This window comes from Leisingera daeponensis DSM 23529 (assembly GCF_000473145.1).
GTDB lineage: Bacteria > Pseudomonadota > Alphaproteobacteria > Rhodobacterales > Rhodobacteraceae > Leisingera > Leisingera daeponensis.
Window position 1 is genome coordinate 1151292 of sequence record NZ_KI421500.1, and the last position, 16152, is coordinate 1167443.

General features: G+C 64.5%; 20 protein-coding genes. 4 read left to right on the plus strand and 16 right to left on the minus strand.

From position 1 onward, the window contains the following. Window positions 1-8: 8 nt before the first annotated feature. From DAEP_RS0105970 to DAEP_RS0106030, 13 genes are all read right to left on the minus strand, one after another. Window positions 9-668, minus strand: a complete 660-nt coding sequence (locus DAEP_RS0105970) for a phage tail tape measure protein (protein ID WP_027244012.1) — start codon at window positions 666-668, stop codon at window positions 9-11. Continuing rightward, complete coding sequence (locus tag DAEP_RS0105975) at window positions 661-876, minus strand: rcc01693 family protein (protein WP_027244013.1); 216 nt, start codon at window positions 874-876, stop codon at window positions 661-663. Before DAEP_RS0105975 ends, DAEP_RS0105970 begins: the two co-directional genes overlap by 8 nt. Next, window positions 873-1193, minus strand: coding sequence for a gene transfer agent family protein (locus DAEP_RS0105980; protein ID WP_027244014.1), 321 nt, complete (start codon window positions 1191-1193; stop codon window positions 873-875). The genes DAEP_RS0105975 and DAEP_RS0105980 overlap by 4 nt, the downstream gene beginning before the upstream one ends. A gap of 3 nt (window positions 1194-1196) precedes the next feature. Continuing rightward, window positions 1197-1610 (minus strand): phage major tail protein, TP901-1 family, encoded by a 414-nt coding sequence (locus tag DAEP_RS0105985; RefSeq protein WP_027244015.1) that lies wholly within the window; start codon window positions 1608-1610, stop codon window positions 1197-1199. Window positions 1611-1656: 46 nt separating this feature from the next. Continuing rightward, a complete protein-coding gene (locus DAEP_RS0105990) occupies window positions 1657-2064 on the minus strand; it encodes a DUF3168 domain-containing protein (RefSeq protein ID WP_027244016.1) in 408 nt (135 codons plus the stop codon). Beyond that, window positions 2061-2393 (minus strand): head-tail adaptor protein, encoded by a 333-nt coding sequence (locus DAEP_RS0105995; RefSeq protein ID WP_027244017.1) that lies wholly within the window; start codon window positions 2391-2393, stop codon window positions 2061-2063. The genes DAEP_RS0105990 and DAEP_RS0105995 overlap by 4 nt, the downstream gene beginning before the upstream one ends. Next, window positions 2390-2989: a head-tail connector protein gene (locus tag DAEP_RS0106000; protein ID WP_027244018.1), complete on the minus strand. Its 600-nt coding sequence runs from the start codon at window positions 2987-2989 to the stop codon at window positions 2390-2392. Before DAEP_RS0106000 ends, DAEP_RS0105995 begins: the two co-directional genes overlap by 4 nt. Before the next feature lie 183 nt (window positions 2990-3172). Further along, window positions 3173-4354, minus strand: coding sequence for a phage major capsid protein (locus tag DAEP_RS0106005; RefSeq protein WP_027244019.1), 1182 nt, complete (start codon window positions 4352-4354; stop codon window positions 3173-3175). 2 nt (window positions 4355-4356) lie between these two features. Further along, window positions 4357-4920 (minus strand): HK97 family phage prohead protease, encoded by a 564-nt coding sequence (locus DAEP_RS0106010; protein ID WP_008554214.1) that lies wholly within the window; start codon window positions 4918-4920, stop codon window positions 4357-4359. A gap of 27 nt (window positions 4921-4947) precedes the next feature. Next, on the minus strand, window positions 4948-5172 hold the full coding sequence (locus tag DAEP_RS0106015; protein WP_008553588.1) for a GTA head formation protein, RCAP_rcc01685 family: 225 nt from the start codon (window positions 5170-5172) through the stop codon (window positions 4948-4950). Continuing rightward, window positions 5165-6409: a phage portal protein gene (locus tag DAEP_RS0106020; RefSeq protein WP_027244021.1), complete on the minus strand. Its 1245-nt coding sequence runs from the start codon at window positions 6407-6409 to the stop codon at window positions 5165-5167. Before DAEP_RS0106020 ends, DAEP_RS0106015 begins: the two co-directional genes overlap by 8 nt. 268 nt (window positions 6410-6677) lie before the next feature. After that, a complete protein-coding gene (locus DAEP_RS0106025) occupies window positions 6678-7964 on the minus strand; it encodes a terminase large subunit domain-containing protein (protein ID WP_027244022.1) in 1287 nt (428 codons plus the stop codon). Further along, window positions 7957-8325, minus strand: coding sequence for a hypothetical protein (locus tag DAEP_RS0106030; RefSeq protein ID WP_051337321.1), 369 nt, complete (start codon window positions 8323-8325; stop codon window positions 7957-7959). The genes DAEP_RS0106025 and DAEP_RS0106030 overlap by 8 nt, the downstream gene beginning before the upstream one ends. Before the next feature lie 341 nt (window positions 8326-8666). Here DAEP_RS0106030 and DAEP_RS0106035 point away from each other — a divergent pair, with 341 nt between their 5' ends. Together DAEP_RS0106035 and DAEP_RS23920 are read left to right on the plus strand one after the other, a co-directional pair. Then, window positions 8667-9731, plus strand: a complete 1065-nt coding sequence (locus tag DAEP_RS0106035) for a DUF262 domain-containing protein (protein WP_027244024.1) — start codon at window positions 8667-8669, stop codon at window positions 9729-9731. Next, complete coding sequence (locus DAEP_RS23920; protein WP_281171947.1) at window positions 9732-10250, plus strand: HEPN domain-containing protein; 519 nt, start codon at window positions 9732-9734, stop codon at window positions 10248-10250. Window positions 10251-10337: 87 nt separating this feature from the next. Here DAEP_RS23920 and mltG read toward each other — a convergent pair whose 3' ends face one another. Beyond that, window positions 10338-11495, minus strand: coding sequence for an endolytic transglycosylase MltG (gene mltG / locus DAEP_RS0106040; protein ID WP_008557237.1), 1158 nt, complete (start codon window positions 11493-11495; stop codon window positions 10338-10340). Continuing rightward, complete coding sequence (fabF, locus tag DAEP_RS0106045; protein WP_008553268.1) at window positions 11495-12760, minus strand: beta-ketoacyl-ACP synthase II; 1266 nt, start codon at window positions 12758-12760, stop codon at window positions 11495-11497. The genes mltG and fabF overlap by 1 nt, the downstream gene beginning before the upstream one ends. Before the next feature lie 477 nt (window positions 12761-13237). Here fabF and DAEP_RS0106050 point away from each other — a divergent pair, with 477 nt between their 5' ends. Both DAEP_RS0106050 and DAEP_RS0106055 read left to right on the plus strand, forming a co-directional pair. Continuing rightward, window positions 13238-14125 (plus strand): PilZ domain-containing protein, encoded by an 888-nt coding sequence (locus DAEP_RS0106050; protein WP_027244025.1) that lies wholly within the window; start codon window positions 13238-13240, stop codon window positions 14123-14125. Window positions 14126-14367: 242 nt separating this feature from the next. Next, window positions 14368-15282: a PilZ domain-containing protein gene (locus tag DAEP_RS0106055; protein WP_154665029.1), complete on the plus strand. Its 915-nt coding sequence runs from the start codon at window positions 14368-14370 to the stop codon at window positions 15280-15282. A 64-nt stretch (window positions 15283-15346) separates the two neighbouring features. On the opposite strand, the gene DAEP_RS0106060 is transcribed toward DAEP_RS0106055, so the two are convergent. Continuing rightward, complete coding sequence (locus DAEP_RS0106060; protein WP_008553362.1) at window positions 15347-16090, minus strand: 1-(5-phosphoribosyl)-5-[(5-phosphoribosylamino)methylideneamino]imidazole-4-carboxamide isomerase; 744 nt, start codon at window positions 16088-16090, stop codon at window positions 15347-15349. Between the last annotated feature and the right edge of the window lie 62 nt (window positions 16091-16152).

A 16152-nucleotide genomic window follows, 5' to 3' on the forward strand; every position in this document is an offset into this window, starting at 1 on the left:
CTCCATCCTTAACGGTTGCGCCCGCCGCGGGACAGCGCGCGCGAGAGCTGTGCGGCGATCTGGCTGCGGCTGCGTTCAAAGCCTTTGACGTCGGGGGTGGAGACATTCATCACCACATTCACGGCCCCGCCGCCCTGGCTGCGCACGCCCAGCGAGCCGTCGGCGCCGCGGGTCAGCGGCAGGATCGCCTCCGGTCCCGCTTCGCCCATCAGCCCGGTGGCACCGCGCATCGGAAAGGTGGTGGGGCTGGTCACGATCCCGCCCTTGGCAAAGGGCATCACCTTGCCCTGGCTGAAGGCCGCGCCATTGGCGAAGGGCAGAATGTTTCCGATCAGCGCGGTCAGCCCCTCGGTCATCATCCCGCTGATGTGGTTGGTCACCGGCTTCATCGCCGCGTTGTAGGTGGTGCGGATCATTGAGCGCGCGAGGGTGTCCATCGCCTCCGACAGGCTGTTGCCGTCAAAGGCCAGGCCCTCAAAAGCGCGCCGTAAGCCCTTGGAAAGGCTTCGGTCCAGGATCTGCGCATCGCGCCCGGTCTCGGAGAACCCCTCCTTCACCCGCCCCAGCACTTCTGCAAAGGCCGCGGCCATTCCAGAGGCACCGTCCAGCGCTTCTCCCAAAGCTTCGCCTTGCAGTTCCAGTTCCGCCATCGAAGATGAGTCAGTCATCTGTTGTCTCCTTGTTCGTCGGGCCGGCGGCATCCGGGAAGGCCGCCATCAAGGCCGCCAGCCGGTCGCGCCCCAGGGGGCGCGGGGCCGCGGCCTCGCCCAGCATCAGCCGCAGCTCCGCCGGCGTCAGCTGCCAGAAGTCGCGCGGCAGCAGCTTCAGCCCCGCCATCCCGGCGCGCATCAGCGCGGGCCAGTCCAGCCCGCTCATGGCGCCTCCGGCACGGTAAAGCTGCGCACCAGAAGCTCTGCCGCCACCCGCGCCGCCTGCATCGGGCCGCCGGTGATGGTGGCAGATGCAAGATCCTCGCGGCTGAGGCCGTGGCCGCCGCCTTGCAATCCTGCCGCCAGCAGCGCCAGCACGTCGCGGGCGGAAAACCGGCCCTGTTCGAACCGCTGCACCAGATCGACCAGCGTGCCCTCCTCCAGCGCGGTCTCCAGTCCCGCCAGCGCGCCCAGTGTCAGCTTCAGCGCGTAAGGGGTTCCATTCACAAGCAATTCTGCCTCGCCAGCGTGGGGGTTCACCATCGCTCAGACCGCCGAGAAGCTGAGCTGGCCGGCGCTAGCGAGCGAGAGTTCATAGGTCGCCTCGCCGTTGTGGCTGCCAGCGTATTCAAGGGCGCTGACCTGGAACGGCCCCTGCACGATGCCGAAATCGGGGATGATCACCTGGAACTCCGGCGTCAGCCCTTCGAAGAAAAGCTGCCGGGCGCGTTCGTCCGTTGCCTCGTCCCGGAAGATGCCGGAGCCGGAAATGCTGGCAGAGCGGACGCCGGCACCGGCCAGCAGCTCGCGCCAGCCGCCCTGGCTTTCGAGGCTGGTCACATCGACGCTTTCGGCGTTGAAGCTGATGCGGGTGGCGCGCAGGCCCGCGATGGTCTCAAACAGGCCTGCGCCGTTCATGTCCACTTTGACCAGCAGGTCCTTGCCATTTTGAACTGTCATGGGGTTTCTCCATGTGTTTCAATTGGTTTCATGTGCTTTCTGAGGTTCAGACATCATCCACCCGCGCCCTGAAGCGCAGGGTGATCTGCCTGCCGCCGGTGGTCAGCCGCTCGGCCTTGGCGCGGTCGAACCACAGGCCCGTCAGCTGGCCGCGCGGCAGCGGCACCGCGGCACCGACCAGCGCGTCGCAGACGGCTGCCGCGGCAGCCTTGGCGCCGGCAAACCCGGCGGTATCGGTGGTGACGGTGATGAAGAACCGGTGCTCCGCCCCGCCTGCGGTCTTGTCGGAGCGGTCCAGCACCTCCTCCGATCCCAGCGCCACATAGGTCTGCGGCAAGGGGCCTGCGGGGATGGCGTCATAGATCGCATTGCCGACCAGCGCGGCCAGCGCCGCATCGCCGGTCAGATGGGTATAGACAGCGGATTGCAGCCCGCCTGCGATGGCGTAGGTCATCCGCTCACCTCCTCAACCGCGAAACAGGTGAGGTAGCGGGCGCCTGGGCCGTTTTCTGCAACCGCATCAATACGGTAGAGGCGGTCATTGTCGCGGAAGCGCTGGTCCGGACGCGGACGAGATGCAAAGCCTTCTGGGGATGCGCGCAGGGTGATCCGGTATTTCTGCAAAGACACGCTGTCACCGGCCAGTCGGCCCGAGAGCGATTTCACCTCCGCCCAGAGGGTGCCAAGCGCGACCCAGGTCTCGGTGTAGCCGCCGGCGCCGTCGGGGGCGCGCTGGGGGTCTTCCAGCACCAGCTTGCGGGTGAGGTTCGGGGGCTGTGTCATGCCAGGCCTCCCAGCGTCAGCCGCAGGCTGCGGTAGCGTTCGATCAGACTGGTGACGCCAAAGGGCATGCAGCCGCCATGCAGGCCGGTGTCTGCCCGGTACTCGTAGTAATGCGCGGCCAGGAGCATCACCGCCTGGGCCAGATCGGCGGGCAAGCCGCCCCAGCCGGCGGCCATGCCGGCCTGCAGGGTGATCCGCGCCAGACCGCCGGCCGGGATCGCGGGCAGCAGGCTGCCGGCCGGGCACAAACACGGGCGCTGGGTGTCGCGCTCCAGGCGGTAAGCGGAGGGGGTCAGAACCGTCTCAGCCCCTGCGGCGTCGCGGATCATCACCTCTGTCACCGCCTGCACCGGGGCGATCGGCAGCACCATCCGGGCGCGGTCGCGCCAGTGGCGGATTTCCAGCTCAAAATCGCGGGTTATCAGTGCCTTGCCGGTCCTTCCTTCAATCGCGGCCAGGGCGGCGCGCAGGAAGCCAAACAGCACCTCGTCCTGCAGGCTGTCCTCGCCAAAGCCGGTGCCCAGACGCAGATGCGCCTTGAAGGGGGCCAGCGGCAGGGCGGCCTCGGGCACGGGGGTCACTTCGCTCAGCATCATCATCTCACTCCTGCGGGCCTCCCCCTGAGCCGGCCCTGATCTGCTGTCCGTTTTTCGAGGGTTCGGCCGGCAGGCACCGTTCCCTGCCGCTCGGACGGAGGGGGAGCAGCTAGACGGCAGGGAAATATGGGGTGCGTGCCGGCCGGCGGACCGGGCTGCCGGTCCGCCATCAGCGCTGAGCGGTCAGCTCAGGCCGAATTTCATCAGCTTGATCGCGGCGAAGTCGCTGACGTCGCCGCCGACGCGCTTGGTCGCGTAGAACAGCACATGCGGCTTGGCGCTGAAGGGATCGCGCAACACGCGCAGGTCCGGGCGCTCGGCAATGGTGTAGCCGGCGCGGAAGTCGCCGAAGGCGATCGAGTAGCTGTTGGAGGCCGGGTCCGGCATGTCCTCGGCGATCAGCACCGGGTAGCCCATGAGGCGCGCGGGCTCCCCCGCGGCCAGACCGTCGGACCACAGGAAGCGGCCATCGGCGTCCTTCAGTTTCCTGAGCATTCCCGCGGTCTTGGAGTTCAGAACGAAGGTGGCGTTGGCGCGGTATTCGGCCCCCAGCGCATAGACCAGGTCGATGATCGCGTCGCCGTTGCCAACATCGCCGTCCACGCCAGAGACCTTGTAGCCGATCTCGCCCCAGGTCCAGCTGTCGTTGCCGGTCACCGGGTAGTTGAGGAAGCCGGTGGGCTTGTCGATGCCGTCGCCGTTGATGAAGGCATCGGCCTCGGAGCGCGCGAATTTGTCGGCGATGCGGGTGGCCAGCCAGCCCTCGATATCAAAGGCGCTGTCATCGAGCAGCCGCTGCGACGCCTTGGGCAGCGCGCTGAGTTCATGCAGCGGGATGGTGATGCGGTCGATATTGCCGGTGGAGGTCTCCGCCGCCGGGCCGGTTTCATTGGCCCAGCCGGCGCCCATTTCGCTGTGGTCGATCAGCACGTCATAGGAGGTCGCCTCCACATGCACCACGGAGGCCACGGCGCGGATCGAGGCGGAGGCGTTCAGCACCGATTTCACGGTTTCCGAGGTCTGCGGATCGACCAGATAGCCGCCGTCGCCGGCCACGGCGGTGGACATCGCCTTGCCTTCCAGTTCGAGGCCCCGCAGGCCGTCGTCGTCGCCGCAGCGCAGGTAGGCGTTGAACGCCTTCTGATGCGGCGCGCCCGCGTCCTGGCTGGCTGCCAGATGGGGGCGGTTCTGAGAGATTGTCTTACGGTCCAGCATGTTCACTCGCTCTTCTGCCTGTTTCAGCCTTGATTGCACGTCGTCTTGAAAGCCCTTGAATTCATGAAGAAAGCCAGAGATGGCCTGTTTCACTTCATGCGCCAGGGGCGCTGCGTCCCCGGTGTCTGCCGGGAGGTCCTGGTTGCTCATGCTCATTGTCCTGCCTTGAGGTCATGGGTGATCTGCCGCAGCCCCTTGGCCAAGGCGCGCAGCGCTTCGGCTTGGGCATCTGCGGCGGCGGATTTGGCCGCCACACGGGCTGCGGGCAGCATCGGGAAGGTGACCAGCGACACCTCCCACAGGTCCACCTGGGTCAGGCGGCGGGTGCCGTCCTGGGCGCGGGTGGCCTTTTGGGTGCGGTAGCCGATGGAGAGGCCGTCGATGGCGCCCGCCGCGATCAGCGCGGCAGCCTCGGCGCCTTTCGGCGTGGCGGTGAGGATGCGGCCCTTTACGTAAAGGCCGCGGGCATCCTCGCGCACCTCGTCCCAGACGCCGATGGGCTGGTGGGGGTCGTGCTGCCACAGCATCTTGACGGTCCGGCCCTGATCCTTGAGGGCTTTCAGGGAGGCCGCATAGGCGCCGCGCACGACCACGTCGCCGCCTTGATCGGTCTGGCCGAACAGGCTGGCGTAGCCCTTGATCTCTGTTGCGTCACGCAGCGAGAGATCCTCGCCGAAGCGTGCGAATTTATGTTCCAGCTGGGGTGTTCCCTGCATCATATGAGCCTCGCAAGTCATTGGGGTTTAAGGCAATTGCACCGCCAGGAAGGATTGGAAGGCCTGCGCCAGGATGACGGCCGCGACGCCGTAAACCGTGAGCCAGAGGCGCTTCTCCAGCCGCTCCATCATCTGTTCGATCCGGTCGAGGCGGCGGTTCACGGCGTCGTTCTGGATCTGGGCGACCCGCTCATGGGCGGACAGGCGCAATCCCGGTGAACAATCGAATGCGCGCATCGGGTGCTCAGTCATCCTGTCCGCCCTCCCTCTGCCCGCCCTCAGTGCGGCATGGGGGCGGGGTTTCTGCGGGCAGCCCCAGCAGTTGCCGTTTTTCCGCGGGTGTGAGGAAATCCGCGGACGCGACGCGGCGCCACTGCGCCTCGCGCTCGGCCGCCAGGGCGGGCAGCTGGTCGAGGTCGGGTTTCAAGGTCAGCTCCTCGCCGGTCCAGCCCGCCAGCCAATCGGCCAGCGCGGCGGAGACCTTGGAGACCAAGGGCAGCACGGTCAGACGGTAGAAGGCGCGGTTGGCCTCCTGGTAGTTAGCATAGGTCGCATCGCCGGGGATGCCGATCAGCATCGGCGGCACCCCGAAGGCCAGCGCAATCTCGCGGGCGGCGGTGTCCTTGGTTTGCTGGAATTCCATGTCCGACGGTGAGAAGCCCATTGGCTTCCAGTCCAGCCCGCCCTCCAGCACCAGCGGGCGGCCGGCATTCTGCGCGCCTTGGAAATTTGCTTGTATCTCTTCACTTAGGTGGCGGAATTGATCTTCGGACATCTGGCCCTGGCCGTCAGATCCGGTCCAGACCAGCGCGCCGGAGGGGCGGGCCGCGTTGTCGAGCAGCGCCTTGGACCAGCGGGAAGCGGCGTTGTGAACGTCGATCGCCATCGCCGCGGATTGCAGGGCCGAGAGGCCGTAATGGTCGTCCTGCGGGTGGAAGCTCTTGATATGGCAGACCGGGGAACTGCCCGGCTCGTTGGTGAAACGGTGTTTGCGCCCGCCCGCCACATAGTCGAACCCGGCAGGCCAGCCGTCCGGCCCCGGCACGACGTTCATCCGGTCGGAGCGCAGCACGTGCAGTTCTGCCGGGGTGGCGTCCTCCGCCGTGACCATTTCGATATAGGCGTTGCCGGACAGCAGCAGGTGGCCATAGAGCGCCTCCAGCAGCTCGGCCTGGGTCTGGGCCGGATTGGGACGCGCCAGCAGCGCCAGCCAGGGGTGGCTGTCATAGCGCTGGCGGCTGTCTTGCAGCACCAGGGGAACGGCGGCGGCGGCCTCGGCAATCAGGCGGATCACCCGGTGGGTGACCGGGTTGCCGGCAAAGCCGCTGCGGGTCAGGGAAACGGTGTCGCGCGGGCTCCAGGCGATGCGCCCGGAACCGTGCCAGGAGACCACGCGGGCGGTCTGGCTGGCCTTCTGTTCCAGGCCAGGATTATTGGGGCCCGGTTTCTGGGGGTCCGGCGTTTTGCGCCGCAGCAGGTCAAAGACCATGGTCCGCTCCTCATATGCTCGTGTCTGGCGCCGGGCCGCTGGGGCTGGTTGCGCCTTTGCTGAGGATCATTAGTGGCAGAAAGGGCTGAAGATCTGGGAAGCGGTGCGTACGGAGGGGACGCAACACCCTGGGTTAGAGCTTTGTATTCAAAGAAAAAGGCAGCGTTGCGCGCTGCCCCTTCCTGTGCCTTTTCATTGCGGCATCTTCGCCTGGCCGAAGGCCGGGCAGCGCCCGTCCGCCCCCCGGACAGGCGCTGCCCTTAGCGCATTACAGCACCCTGACCTGCGGCCTGCGCAGGTTTGCGGCGGGCTGGATGATCAGCTCATGCAGCGCCCAGACCAGCGCATCCACCCGGTCGGGCGAGCCGCCGCCGCGGTAGCCTTGCGGGGTCATCTGGCACATCTGGTCCTCCAGCTCTCCCAGCCCCGGCAGGTGGCACACCCGGCCCTGTTCGTAGAGGGCGGCCACCGGCTCGGCGCGGGCGGATTTGCCCTTGCGCGCGTGCAGGGCGCGGAAGGGCACCAGCGGGTCGGCCTGGCGCAGCACGGATTCGACCAGGGCGCCGCCCTGGTTCACCTCTGCCACCACCCGTTCGGCGCCAAACCGGTCGCGGGCGGCGATCACCGCCTGCGCCCAGGCCAGCGGACCGACCCCCTGCACCGTGCAATCGGCCAGCACATAGGCCTGCCAGTCCTGCGGCTTGCCCCGGGTAACGGCCCCCGCCACCACGATGCCGCAGGCGTCGGAGCCCTTGCCTGCGCTGACGGCCGGATCGACGGCGACCACCACCCGGTCCAAAGGCGGCGCCTCGGCCACCTGCGCCTCCACCAGCGCCGCGGTGGTCCAGAGCGCGCCCTGGATGTCCGACAGCATCACCCCGTCCAGCTCCTGCCGGCCAAGGCGGGTACCCGCATAGCGCGCCCGCACCTCCTCCAGAAACGACGGCGCGAGGTTGGCGCGGTTGGCTTCGGTCGCGGCGTGGGTCTGCACGGTGCTGGGTGAAGCCAGGAGCCGCTTCAGCACCGGCGCGTTGCGCGGGGTGGTGGTGACGCAGACGCGGGGATCCTGGCCCAGCCGCAGCGCGAATTGCAGCATGTCCCAGCTCTCCTGCCCCTTGCGCCACTTGGCCAGCTCATCCGCCCAGGCGGCGTCGAACTGGGGGCCGCGCAGCGCCTCGGGGTCATGGGCGGAGAAAGCCTGCGCCTCGGCCCCGTTGGGCCAGATCAGCTTGCGCTCCGAGGCTTTCCACTTGGGCCGCCGGTCGGGCGGCGAGCAGGCCAGGATGCCGCTGTCGCCGTGGATCATCACGTCGCGCACCTGGTCATAGGTTTCCGCCACCAGCGCGATGCGCCGGGCAGTGCCGGGATCATGCGGGCGCGCACCTTCGGCCAGCGAGCGCACCCATTCGGCCCCTGCCCGCGTCTTGCCCGCGCCGCGGCCGCCCAGGATCACCCAGGCGCGCCAGTCCCCCTCCGGCGGGCGCTGGTGGTCCAGCGCCCAGATGTGGAACAGATGCGGCAAGGCGCAGAGGGTTTTGCGGTCCAGCTCATCCAAGAAGCAGTTCAGCAGCCAGGGCGGCACGCAGGCGAGAAAGTCCGCGCTCGACAGCTGCGCGCGCCGCGCCGAGATCGAGCTCGTGTTCGGATTTGAGCATACGGGCGAATTCGGTGCTTTGTTCTGCAATGACTTTCTCCACTTTCTGGCAATCGCGGATCAGGCCCTCGAGCCTGCTGATCTGCGCCCTTGCGCCGGTGGCCTCATCGCCGCCGGTGGTTTCAAGCTGCTCCCGAAGCTCCTCCGCCGCGTTGCGCAGGCGGTGTATGCTCTCCTGCAGCGAGCGCAGGAGATCGGCGGTGAAGTGCACCTGCCGGGTCAGAACGGCGGCGCCGTCCTGATCGTGTGTGTTGTCTGTCATGGGTTGCTCTGCCTCATGCGTTATTGTCCGCACGAGAGAAAGACAGGACGGCCACCGGTGGAGGGATCCGGGGCCGTCCATGTTTCTTCCAGCTGCACCACAACCTATACGCGATTTCGGTGGAAAAGTCAAGGGTTATGGGGAGGGCTGCGTACGGTGCGGACGCAACGGGAGGAGGAAACCAGACCGCGAAAAAGTTGTACAAATGGTTCAATGCAGACTGATTGTAATTAGGGCTGTTCTCGACCTACTAAAGGTATTATTCAGTAGAGAACTGCTATATGCCTCTATCTAAGAAAACTGTTATCTGTGGTTTTCTTTAAAACTCAAAGGAGTAGAATGTGGTCACAGAAGACGAGGATCAGCTCGAAACTGTCGAAGAACAAGATGAAGAACCCTATGTCGAGTTCGACATCTCAGTTGCACCCTCAGATCCGTCGCTTGAACTTCTTTCTACACAAATTTCGCGTGGCGATATTATCGTCCCCTTTTATCAGAGAAAATTTGTCTGGAAAATGGAGCAATCCTCAAGATTGATTGAGTCATTCTTGATGGGATTGCCTGTGCCTCAAGTTTTTTTGTACGAAAACGACCACGGAGAGATGGAAGTAATCGACGGCCAGCAGAGGCTGATGTCTGTCAAGTATTTCATGGAGGGCTACTTCGGCGAGGCCGATGATAAAGGAAAACGTCAAGTCTTTCGACTAAAGGGTCTCTCAGAGCGCTCGGAATTCAACGGAAAGACTTTTGAAGACCTCCCAGCTAAGTATCAAAGAAAGCTGAGGAACTCAACGCTGAGAGCAATCAATATTAGACAATTAGCACCCAGCGGTGGTGGAGAAAGCGTTTTTCATATTTTTGAGAGATTGAACACTGGCGGGACGCAACTCAAGCCTCAAGAGATCCGAAACGCTGTTTATCGCGGCGAAATTGTTGGCAAGCTTTGGAAACTCAACGAGAATTCCGACTGGCAAGGAATCCTCGGGTTGAGAAAACCTGATAAAAATCAGAAGGATGTCGAATTAGTTTTAAGGTTGCTATCATTGTATCGCAACTGGGAGTCTTATGAGAAACCAATGTTGACGCACCTTAATAAGTTCATGAAGAACAATAGAGATTTCTCGTCAAAAGACGCGGAAGACTTCTCCGAAGAATTCACCAGAGTAACAAAGCTAGTAAAAAACGCCCTGGAAAAGCCATTTAGACCACGCGGAGTCATCAACTCCGCTGTATTAGAGGCAGTAATGATCACTCTTCTGGAGGATCCATCTATTGATGAATCTCGCTTAAAAAAGGGTTACAAGGCACTCCTGAAAAATACAGATTTCTTAGAGAGAATTACTGGCGGCACGACTGACACTCTTATGGTTCAGCGCAGAATTGAAATCTGCAAACAAACAATATAAATGTGGCCTGATGATCTTTATGACCACTTCTCCAGGATAGACAAACTGGTTTTCGAGATGGACCAGTTTGTGCCTGCCGAGAACAGAGGGGTCACAGAATTCCGAGCAGATTTGGCTGGGATGCTTGTTGTTACTATCGCAGCGATGTATGAGACTTGCGTAAAATCTACAATGGTCTCCTATGCTGCAAGGCATGGACGTGAGTTTGAAGGGTTTACCGAAAGAAATTTTAGCAAACTTAGCAGTAAGATTGGTCACAATGACCTCAGGCGTTACGCTAGAACTTTCGACCATAGAATCTGCGAAAAATTCGACACAATACTGGATAGGCGCCGAAAATTAACCGTGAAACTTGCGGGCAAAAATCCCATAAAGCAACTTGACCAGATATTAAGCTGGCGTCACGATTTTGCCCACGCTGGGTTGCGGCAAACAACAATAGGTGAGGCTATTGCTACACACCGTTTAGCGAGTGTTGTTATCCTTTCCTATCACAATGCCTTTAATGGTGAGGTATAGCCAGAATATGTTGGTGGCCGTCATAAATTGAAACCTAATGCAAAAGGGCGCCCTGCGGCGCCCTTTCCTCTTTCCCTGGACTCAGCCTCAGTTGTTCTGCTGCTGCTGAGCCTCGATCTCGCGCCATTTGGCCACGTTCCTGTTGTGCTCGTCCAGCGTCTTGGCAAACGCATGGCCGCCGGTGCCGTCGGCGACGAAGAACACGTAGTCCGTGCTCTCCGGGTTCACCGCGGCCTCCAGGCTGGCAAGGCCGGGGTTGGCGATGGGCGTGGGCGGCAGGCCCTCGATCACATAGGTGTTCCAGGGGGTCGCCTTGCGCAGCTCGCTCTGGCGCAGGCCGCGGCCCAGGATGCCCTCACCCTTGGTGACGCCGTAGATCACCGTCGGGTCCGTCTGCAGGCGCATACCGCGGTTCAGGCGGTTGGTGAAGACCGAGGCAACCACGCCGCGCTCGGAGGCGACGCCGGTTTCCTTTTCGATGATCGAGGCGAGGATCAGCATCTCCTCGGGCGTCTTGACGGCAGCGTCGTCCGCACGGCTTTCCCAGGCGGCGTTGATGCGCAGCTGCTGGCGCTCCTGCATCTCGGCCAGCACGGCGGCACGCTGGGTGCCCGGGGTGACCTCGTAGCTGTCAGGCGCCAAGAGGCCCTCGGCCGGGCGTTCGCCGGGCTCGCCCTCCAGCACGTCCATCGCCTTCAGCGCCTCGACCACCTGCCAGCTGGTCACGCCTTCGGCCAGCGCGATGCGGTAGCGGGTGTCGGCGTCCTTGCGGGTCTCGGTGTATTCCGCCGGAACCTCATCCTCGCCGAGGACGAAATCGGCAATGTCCTCGAACTTGCTCGTCGCCGGGTCCAGTTCGCGCACCAGGGTCTGGGTGCGGGTCACGCCGACGCGGTAGACGATCTCGGTGCCGCAGGTGGAGGCGCCGGAATGGGTGATCTCGTCAACGATCCGCTCCATCGAGCTGCCCGGCTCAACCAGGAAGCTGCCGGCCTTCAGCTGGCCGGTTTTTTCGCTATATTTGGCGCCGAGGCGGAAGATGGTGCCGGAGGTGACCGCGCCCTGCGCTTCCAGGTCGCGGCTGACGCGGGCCATGTTGGAGCCGCGGTCCACCCGCAGGCAGATAGCGGTGTCCAGCGGGCCTTCGGCCGTGTACTGCGACTTGCCCCACAGGATGAGGCCGCCCAAGAGGAACAGGGCGGCGATCAGGACCGTCAGCATGTTAGAGGCGAGGCTGCGCCACATCAGTCAGGTTTCCCGAAGATCACCGAGGCGTTGGTGCCGCCAAAGCCGAAGGAGTTCGACAGCGCCACCTTGATCTCGCGCTCGCGCTTGGCGTTGGGGGCCAGGTCGACCGGGGTTTCCACGGCGGGGTTGTCGAGGTTGATGGTCGGCGGCGCCACCTGGTCGCGGATCGCCAGGATCGAGAAGATCGCCTCGATCGCGCCGGCCGCGCCCAGCAGGTGGCCGGTGGCGGATTTGGTCGAGGACATGGTGACATTGGCGGCGTGGTTGCCCAGCAGGCGTTCCACTGCGCCCAGTTCGATGGTGTCGGCCATGGTCGAGGTGCCGTGGGCGTTGATATAGTCGATGGCCGACGGCTCCAGGCCCGCGTTCTTCAGGGCTGCGCGCATCGAGCGTTCGCCGCCCTCGCCATCCTCGGAGGGCGCGGTGATGTGGTAGGCGTCGCCCGACAGGCCATAGCCCAGCACCTCGGCATAGATCTTGGCGCCGCGCGCCTTGGCGTGCTCGTAGTCTTCCAGCACCACGATGCCGGCGCCCTCGCCCATCACAAAGCCGTCGCGGTCGCTGTCATAGGGGCGCGAGGCTTTCTTGGGGTCCTCGGCGTATTTGGTCGAGAGCGCCTTGCAGGCGTTGAAGCCCGCGATGCCGATCTCGCAGATCGCCGCCTCGGCGCCGCCCGCGATCATCACGTCGGCATCGCCGGATCTGATCAGCCGGGCCGCGTCGCCGATGGCATGGGCGCCGGTCGAACAGGCGGTCACGACGGAGTGGTTCGGGCCCTTGAAGCCGAAACGGATGGAGACCTGGCCGGAGATCAGGTTGATCAGCGCGCCGGGGATGAAGAACGGCGACACCCGGCGGGGGCCTTTTTCCTTGATCATCACGGCGGTGTCGGCAATCGAGCTGAGGCCGCCGATGCCGGAACCGATCATCACGCCGGTGCGCAGGCGGCTTTCCTCGTCCTCGGGCGTCCAGCCGGCGTCGCGCACGGCCATGTCGGCGGCAGCGATGCCATAGAGGATGAAGTCATCAATCTTCTTCTGGTCTTTCTTGGCAACCCAGTCGTCCGGGTTGAACGTGCCGCCGCTGCCGTCGCCGCGCGGAACCTCGCAGGCATAGGTGGTGGCAACGCCGCTTGCCTCGGCATCGAACAGGGTGATGGGGCCCGCGCCCGATTGGCCGTCCAGCAACCGGGTCCAGCTTTCCTCGACTCCGCTGGCCAGAGGGGTAACCAGGCCCAGTCCGGTGACAACTACTCGACGCATTCCTTGCTCTCCTTTGCCTCGGCAATCCGTCCGTTCAAATAGCTTGGAATGGCCAGAAGGTGCAAGAGCGGGCTGGCAGCAGCCGTGACGTTACGGAAAACAGGCTGTTACAATGATTTCACATTGCGGGAACGTTTGATTAACGACTCCAGCTTAGGTTGAATCTATCAAAACGCGAAACTCGGCGTCCGTCCTCAAGGATTGCCAAAGCGGGCTGGAGCTCTGGGCCATTTTGTCTCCAGCCCGCATTTTTTTTGAGACGCGCCTGCCGCCGCTCCTGAAATGCCGAAGGCAGGCCGGGCGGAGCGGCCGGAAAGCGGTCTCCCTTCTTTCCCAGCACTTAACGCGTTTCGCGGCAGGGCGCGCCATGGCCGCTGCCGGCGCAAGGTTTTCGTCCGGTGCCGCCGCCGCGTTAACCGCGCATTCGCTTCTTTGCGGCATTCTGCTGTTCTCGAAGGATTTGAGGAACGACCCGCCATGCGCCAATGGCTTTCCATAGCTGCAACCCTGCTGGTGATCGGCCTGCTGCCCGGGCAGGCAAGCGCCGGCTGTGCCGTCCACCGCGATCTGTCTGATCTGCACCGGGCCACCAAAGGGTTTTTGTCCTATCTCAGCACCGGCGAGGGCGGTTACAGCGTGCAGCATCTGCGCAGCTGGATCAGCACAAATCCGCCGGCGCCGCTGCGGCAGCGGATGCGGGCGGTGGGGATCCAGTCCGTTGAGCCCGGCGCGATGGAGCTGCTGAAACGGCAGACGGTGCTGCTGCAGATTCTCGACACCCAGGGCCGCGCCGCGGCGCTGGAAAGCGCCCGCCAAATGGACATCAGGGAGCTGGCGGCGGACTTCGGCGCCCGGGTTGAGGCCCTGCCCTGCGACCAGGTCAAGGACGACGGGGACGGCAGCAAGCTGGTAGCGGTCAATGCGGCGGACGCGCGCCAGCGCCAGCAGATCATCAACGCCGCGATTGCCTGGGTGTCCTTCCTGGTGCTGGGCGGCAGCGTTCTGTACTTCCTGGACCGTATCGGCATCCGCAGGATCCGCCGCACCAAACGCTACCCCTGCTCGGTGCCTTGCGTGCTGCAGGCGGGCGGCCGCACGGTGCCGGCCCATCTGGTCGACCTCAGCCGGGCCGGTGCCAAGGTGCGCCCCGACGCCCCGTGCGAGATCCCGGCCCGGGTGACCCTCACCTTCGGCGGCTATACCCTGGACGCCAGCGTGCGGTGGCAGACGGCGGATTATTTCGGCGTGAAGTTCTCCCGGGACTTCAATTTCCTGCAGTTGCACCGCCTGCTGGAAGCCTTCCCGATGGAAGACACGGACGGGCCGCCGCGGGCGGCGCGGATGCCGCCCGGCCTCGGCATTTAGCAGCCGCGGCCCCGCACCGGCGCCCCGGCCCGGTTGCGCCTGACCCTTGTGATCGAATGCGACGCACCAGGCCGCCTTGCTGTATCAGGGCGGCCTGATTGCCGTGCTGGCAGCACCTGCCCGGCCCGGCAAGGCAGGTGCCGCGCAGTTTTGACGGAAAATTGCTGCGTCCGCTTTCCGTGTGTTAAGACAGCAGATCTAAATCTTAGGGAGATTTTCGCATAGTTTCGTGAGTCCCCGGAATGGTATCCAAGTCTCTCGTGTTTTCAGCCGCCGCCGCTCTCGCGCTTGCGGCGGGCAGCCCTGCCGCCGCCGCGGCCCCCACCTCGTCCCGTGCAACATGCATGCTGCTGTCGGACCTCGTGCTGATGCAGTACCAGATGCGCAAATTCCATGACATGCTGAAATCCGGCAGCGGCAGCGGCACCGGCGAGGCGCGCCGGCTGCGCCACTGGCTGGACGGCCACCCGCAGGTGGAGCTGCGCATCCGGATGCGCCGGGCCGGGCTGCAAAATTTTGAGCGCGCCACGCTGGATCTGATGACCCGCCACAAGGGTCTGCTGGAAATCCACCGCAGGCACGGCCCCGCCAAAGCGCTCGCGGAGGCAGAGCGCCTTGGCACAGATGCGCGGCTGCAAACCTACGCCGCGCGCATCCTGCCCCTGCCCTGCAACTTCGCGCCCTCCGAGGACACGCCCGGCGCGGCGATGAGCGGTCTTGGCAGGCTGAAAGATCTGCCGCAGGAGGCGGCCATCGCCGGATCGCTGCTGACCCTGATTCTCGGCGCGGCAGCCGCGGGCCTGATGCAGCGCCTGGCACGGCGGCGCCTGCGGCTGTCCCGCCGCCACCCTTGCGCGCTGCCCTGCCTCCTGGACTGCGGCGGGCACCGCTTTGAAGCGCGGATTGTGGACATCAGCCGGCTGGGCGCCAAGGTGCGCGTCGGGCTGGAGGACGGCCAGCCTGTTCCGCTCATCCGGGGGGATGTGACGGCCGCTGTGGCCGGCCTGCCGCCGATCGAGGCCCAGACCTCCAGGCAGGACCACGACTATGTCGGGATCAAATTCAGCAGGCGGCTGGCCCGGGCGGAGCTGAAAAAGCTTCTGAACCGCAATGCGGCGCAGACCGCTGAGCCGCTGACGGCGGCCAGCCCGGCCTGATGCCGCCCGCCGGGGTGCGGCCTGCTGTGCGCTTGCGCAGACCGCAGGCCGGCCCCCTTCGGGGTTACTGGAATTCCGCCACCGGTTCCGGTTCCGGCCGGGCCACGGCCAGCGCTTCCTCGACCGACAGCGTCTTGCGGAACAGCGCCCGGCCCACCAGAGCGCCGGCGATGTTGTGGATGTACTTCAGCCGTGAAATATCATCCGAATTGCGTACCACGCCATTGGCAATCACCGGCAGTTTCACGGTGGACGCCAGATGCGAAATCAGCCCCATCTGCGCCTCGGTATCGGCGACGTCGGAGTCGATGTCGGTGATGATGATGCCGGCAAACGGCGTGTCCTTAAAGGCCTCCAGATAGGCCTCGGGGGTGAAGGCGCCGGATTTGCGCCAGCCGTCGGTCATCACCTGGCCCTGCCAGATATCGACCGCCAGCACGATCTGGTCCGGGTGGTGTTCCGCCAGTTCACGCACCAGATGCGGGTCGCGCGCCGCCAGGGTGCCGATCACGATCCGCCCTGCGCCCTTGTCGATCCACTTCTCGACCTGCTCGCGCGAGCGCATGCCGCCGCCCAGCTGAACAGGAATACCGGCGCCGCGGATGATGCGGGTGACCAGCGCCTCGTTGCTGTGGTCGCCCTCAATGGCGCTGAAGTCGGTCAGATGCATCCACTCCGCGCCTGCGGCGGCAAACCCCTTGGCGGTTTCCACCGGATCCACGTGCCAGATCTGCGGCTCGTCGAGGCGGCCTTTTTCGAGGCTCACACAGCGGCCGTTCTGAATCTCCATCGTGGGGTAAATCATCATAGTGCCAGTCTCCTCTGTGCTCTGACTGTCGCGGAAATATTAGCACGGATCATCCCCGGCGA

Coding starts and splice junctions, on each gene's coding strand:
- DAEP_RS0105970 (WP_027244012.1), bottom strand. CDS start 668: ATGACTGACTCATCTTCGATGGCGGAACTGGAACTGCAAGGCGAAGCT.
- DAEP_RS0105975 (WP_027244013.1), bottom strand. CDS start 876: ATGAGCGGGCTGGACTGGCCCGCGCTGATGCGCGCCGGGATGGCGGGG.
- DAEP_RS0105980 (WP_027244014.1), bottom strand. CDS start 1,193: ATGGTGAACCCCCACGCTGGCGAGGCAGAATTGCTTGTGAATGGAACC.
- DAEP_RS0105985 (WP_027244015.1), bottom strand. CDS start 1,610: ATGACAGTTCAAAATGGCAAGGACCTGCTGGTCAAAGTGGACATGAAC.
- DAEP_RS0105990 (WP_027244016.1), bottom strand. CDS start 2,064: ATGACCTACGCCATCGCAGGCGGGCTGCAATCCGCTGTCTATACCCAT.
- DAEP_RS0105995 (WP_027244017.1), bottom strand. CDS start 2,393: ATGACACAGCCCCCGAACCTCACCCGCAAGCTGGTGCTGGAAGACCCC.
- DAEP_RS0106000 (WP_027244018.1), bottom strand. CDS start 2,989: ATGATGCTGAGCGAAGTGACCCCCGTGCCCGAGGCCGCCCTGCCGCTG.
- DAEP_RS0106005 (WP_027244019.1), bottom strand. CDS start 4,354: ATGAGCAACCAGGACCTCCCGGCAGACACCGGGGACGCAGCGCCCCTG.
- DAEP_RS0106010 (WP_008554214.1), bottom strand. CDS start 4,920: ATGCAGGGAACACCCCAGCTGGAACATAAATTCGCACGCTTCGGCGAG.
- DAEP_RS0106015 (WP_008553588.1), bottom strand. CDS start 5,172: ATGACTGAGCACCCGATGCGCGCATTCGATTGTTCACCGGGATTGCGC.
- DAEP_RS0106020 (WP_027244021.1), bottom strand. CDS start 6,409: ATGGTCTTTGACCTGCTGCGGCGCAAAACGCCGGACCCCCAGAAACCG.
- DAEP_RS0106030 (WP_051337321.1), bottom strand. CDS start 8,325: ATGACAGACAACACACACGATCAGGACGGCGCCGCCGTTCTGACCCGG.
- DAEP_RS23920 (WP_281171947.1), top strand. CDS start 9,732: ATGTGGCCTGATGATCTTTATGACCACTTCTCCAGGATAGACAAACTG.
- mltG (WP_008557237.1), bottom strand. CDS start 11,495: ATGTGGCGCAGCCTCGCCTCTAACATGCTGACGGTCCTGATCGCCGCC.
- fabF (WP_008553268.1), bottom strand. CDS start 12,760: ATGCGTCGAGTAGTTGTCACCGGACTGGGCCTGGTTACCCCTCTGGCC.
- DAEP_RS0106050 (WP_027244025.1), top strand. CDS start 13,238: ATGCGCCAATGGCTTTCCATAGCTGCAACCCTGCTGGTGATCGGCCTG.
- DAEP_RS0106055 (WP_154665029.1), top strand. CDS start 14,368: ATGGTATCCAAGTCTCTCGTGTTTTCAGCCGCCGCCGCTCTCGCGCTT.
- DAEP_RS0106060 (WP_008553362.1), bottom strand. CDS start 16,090: ATGATGATTTACCCCACGATGGAGATTCAGAACGGCCGCTGTGTGAGC.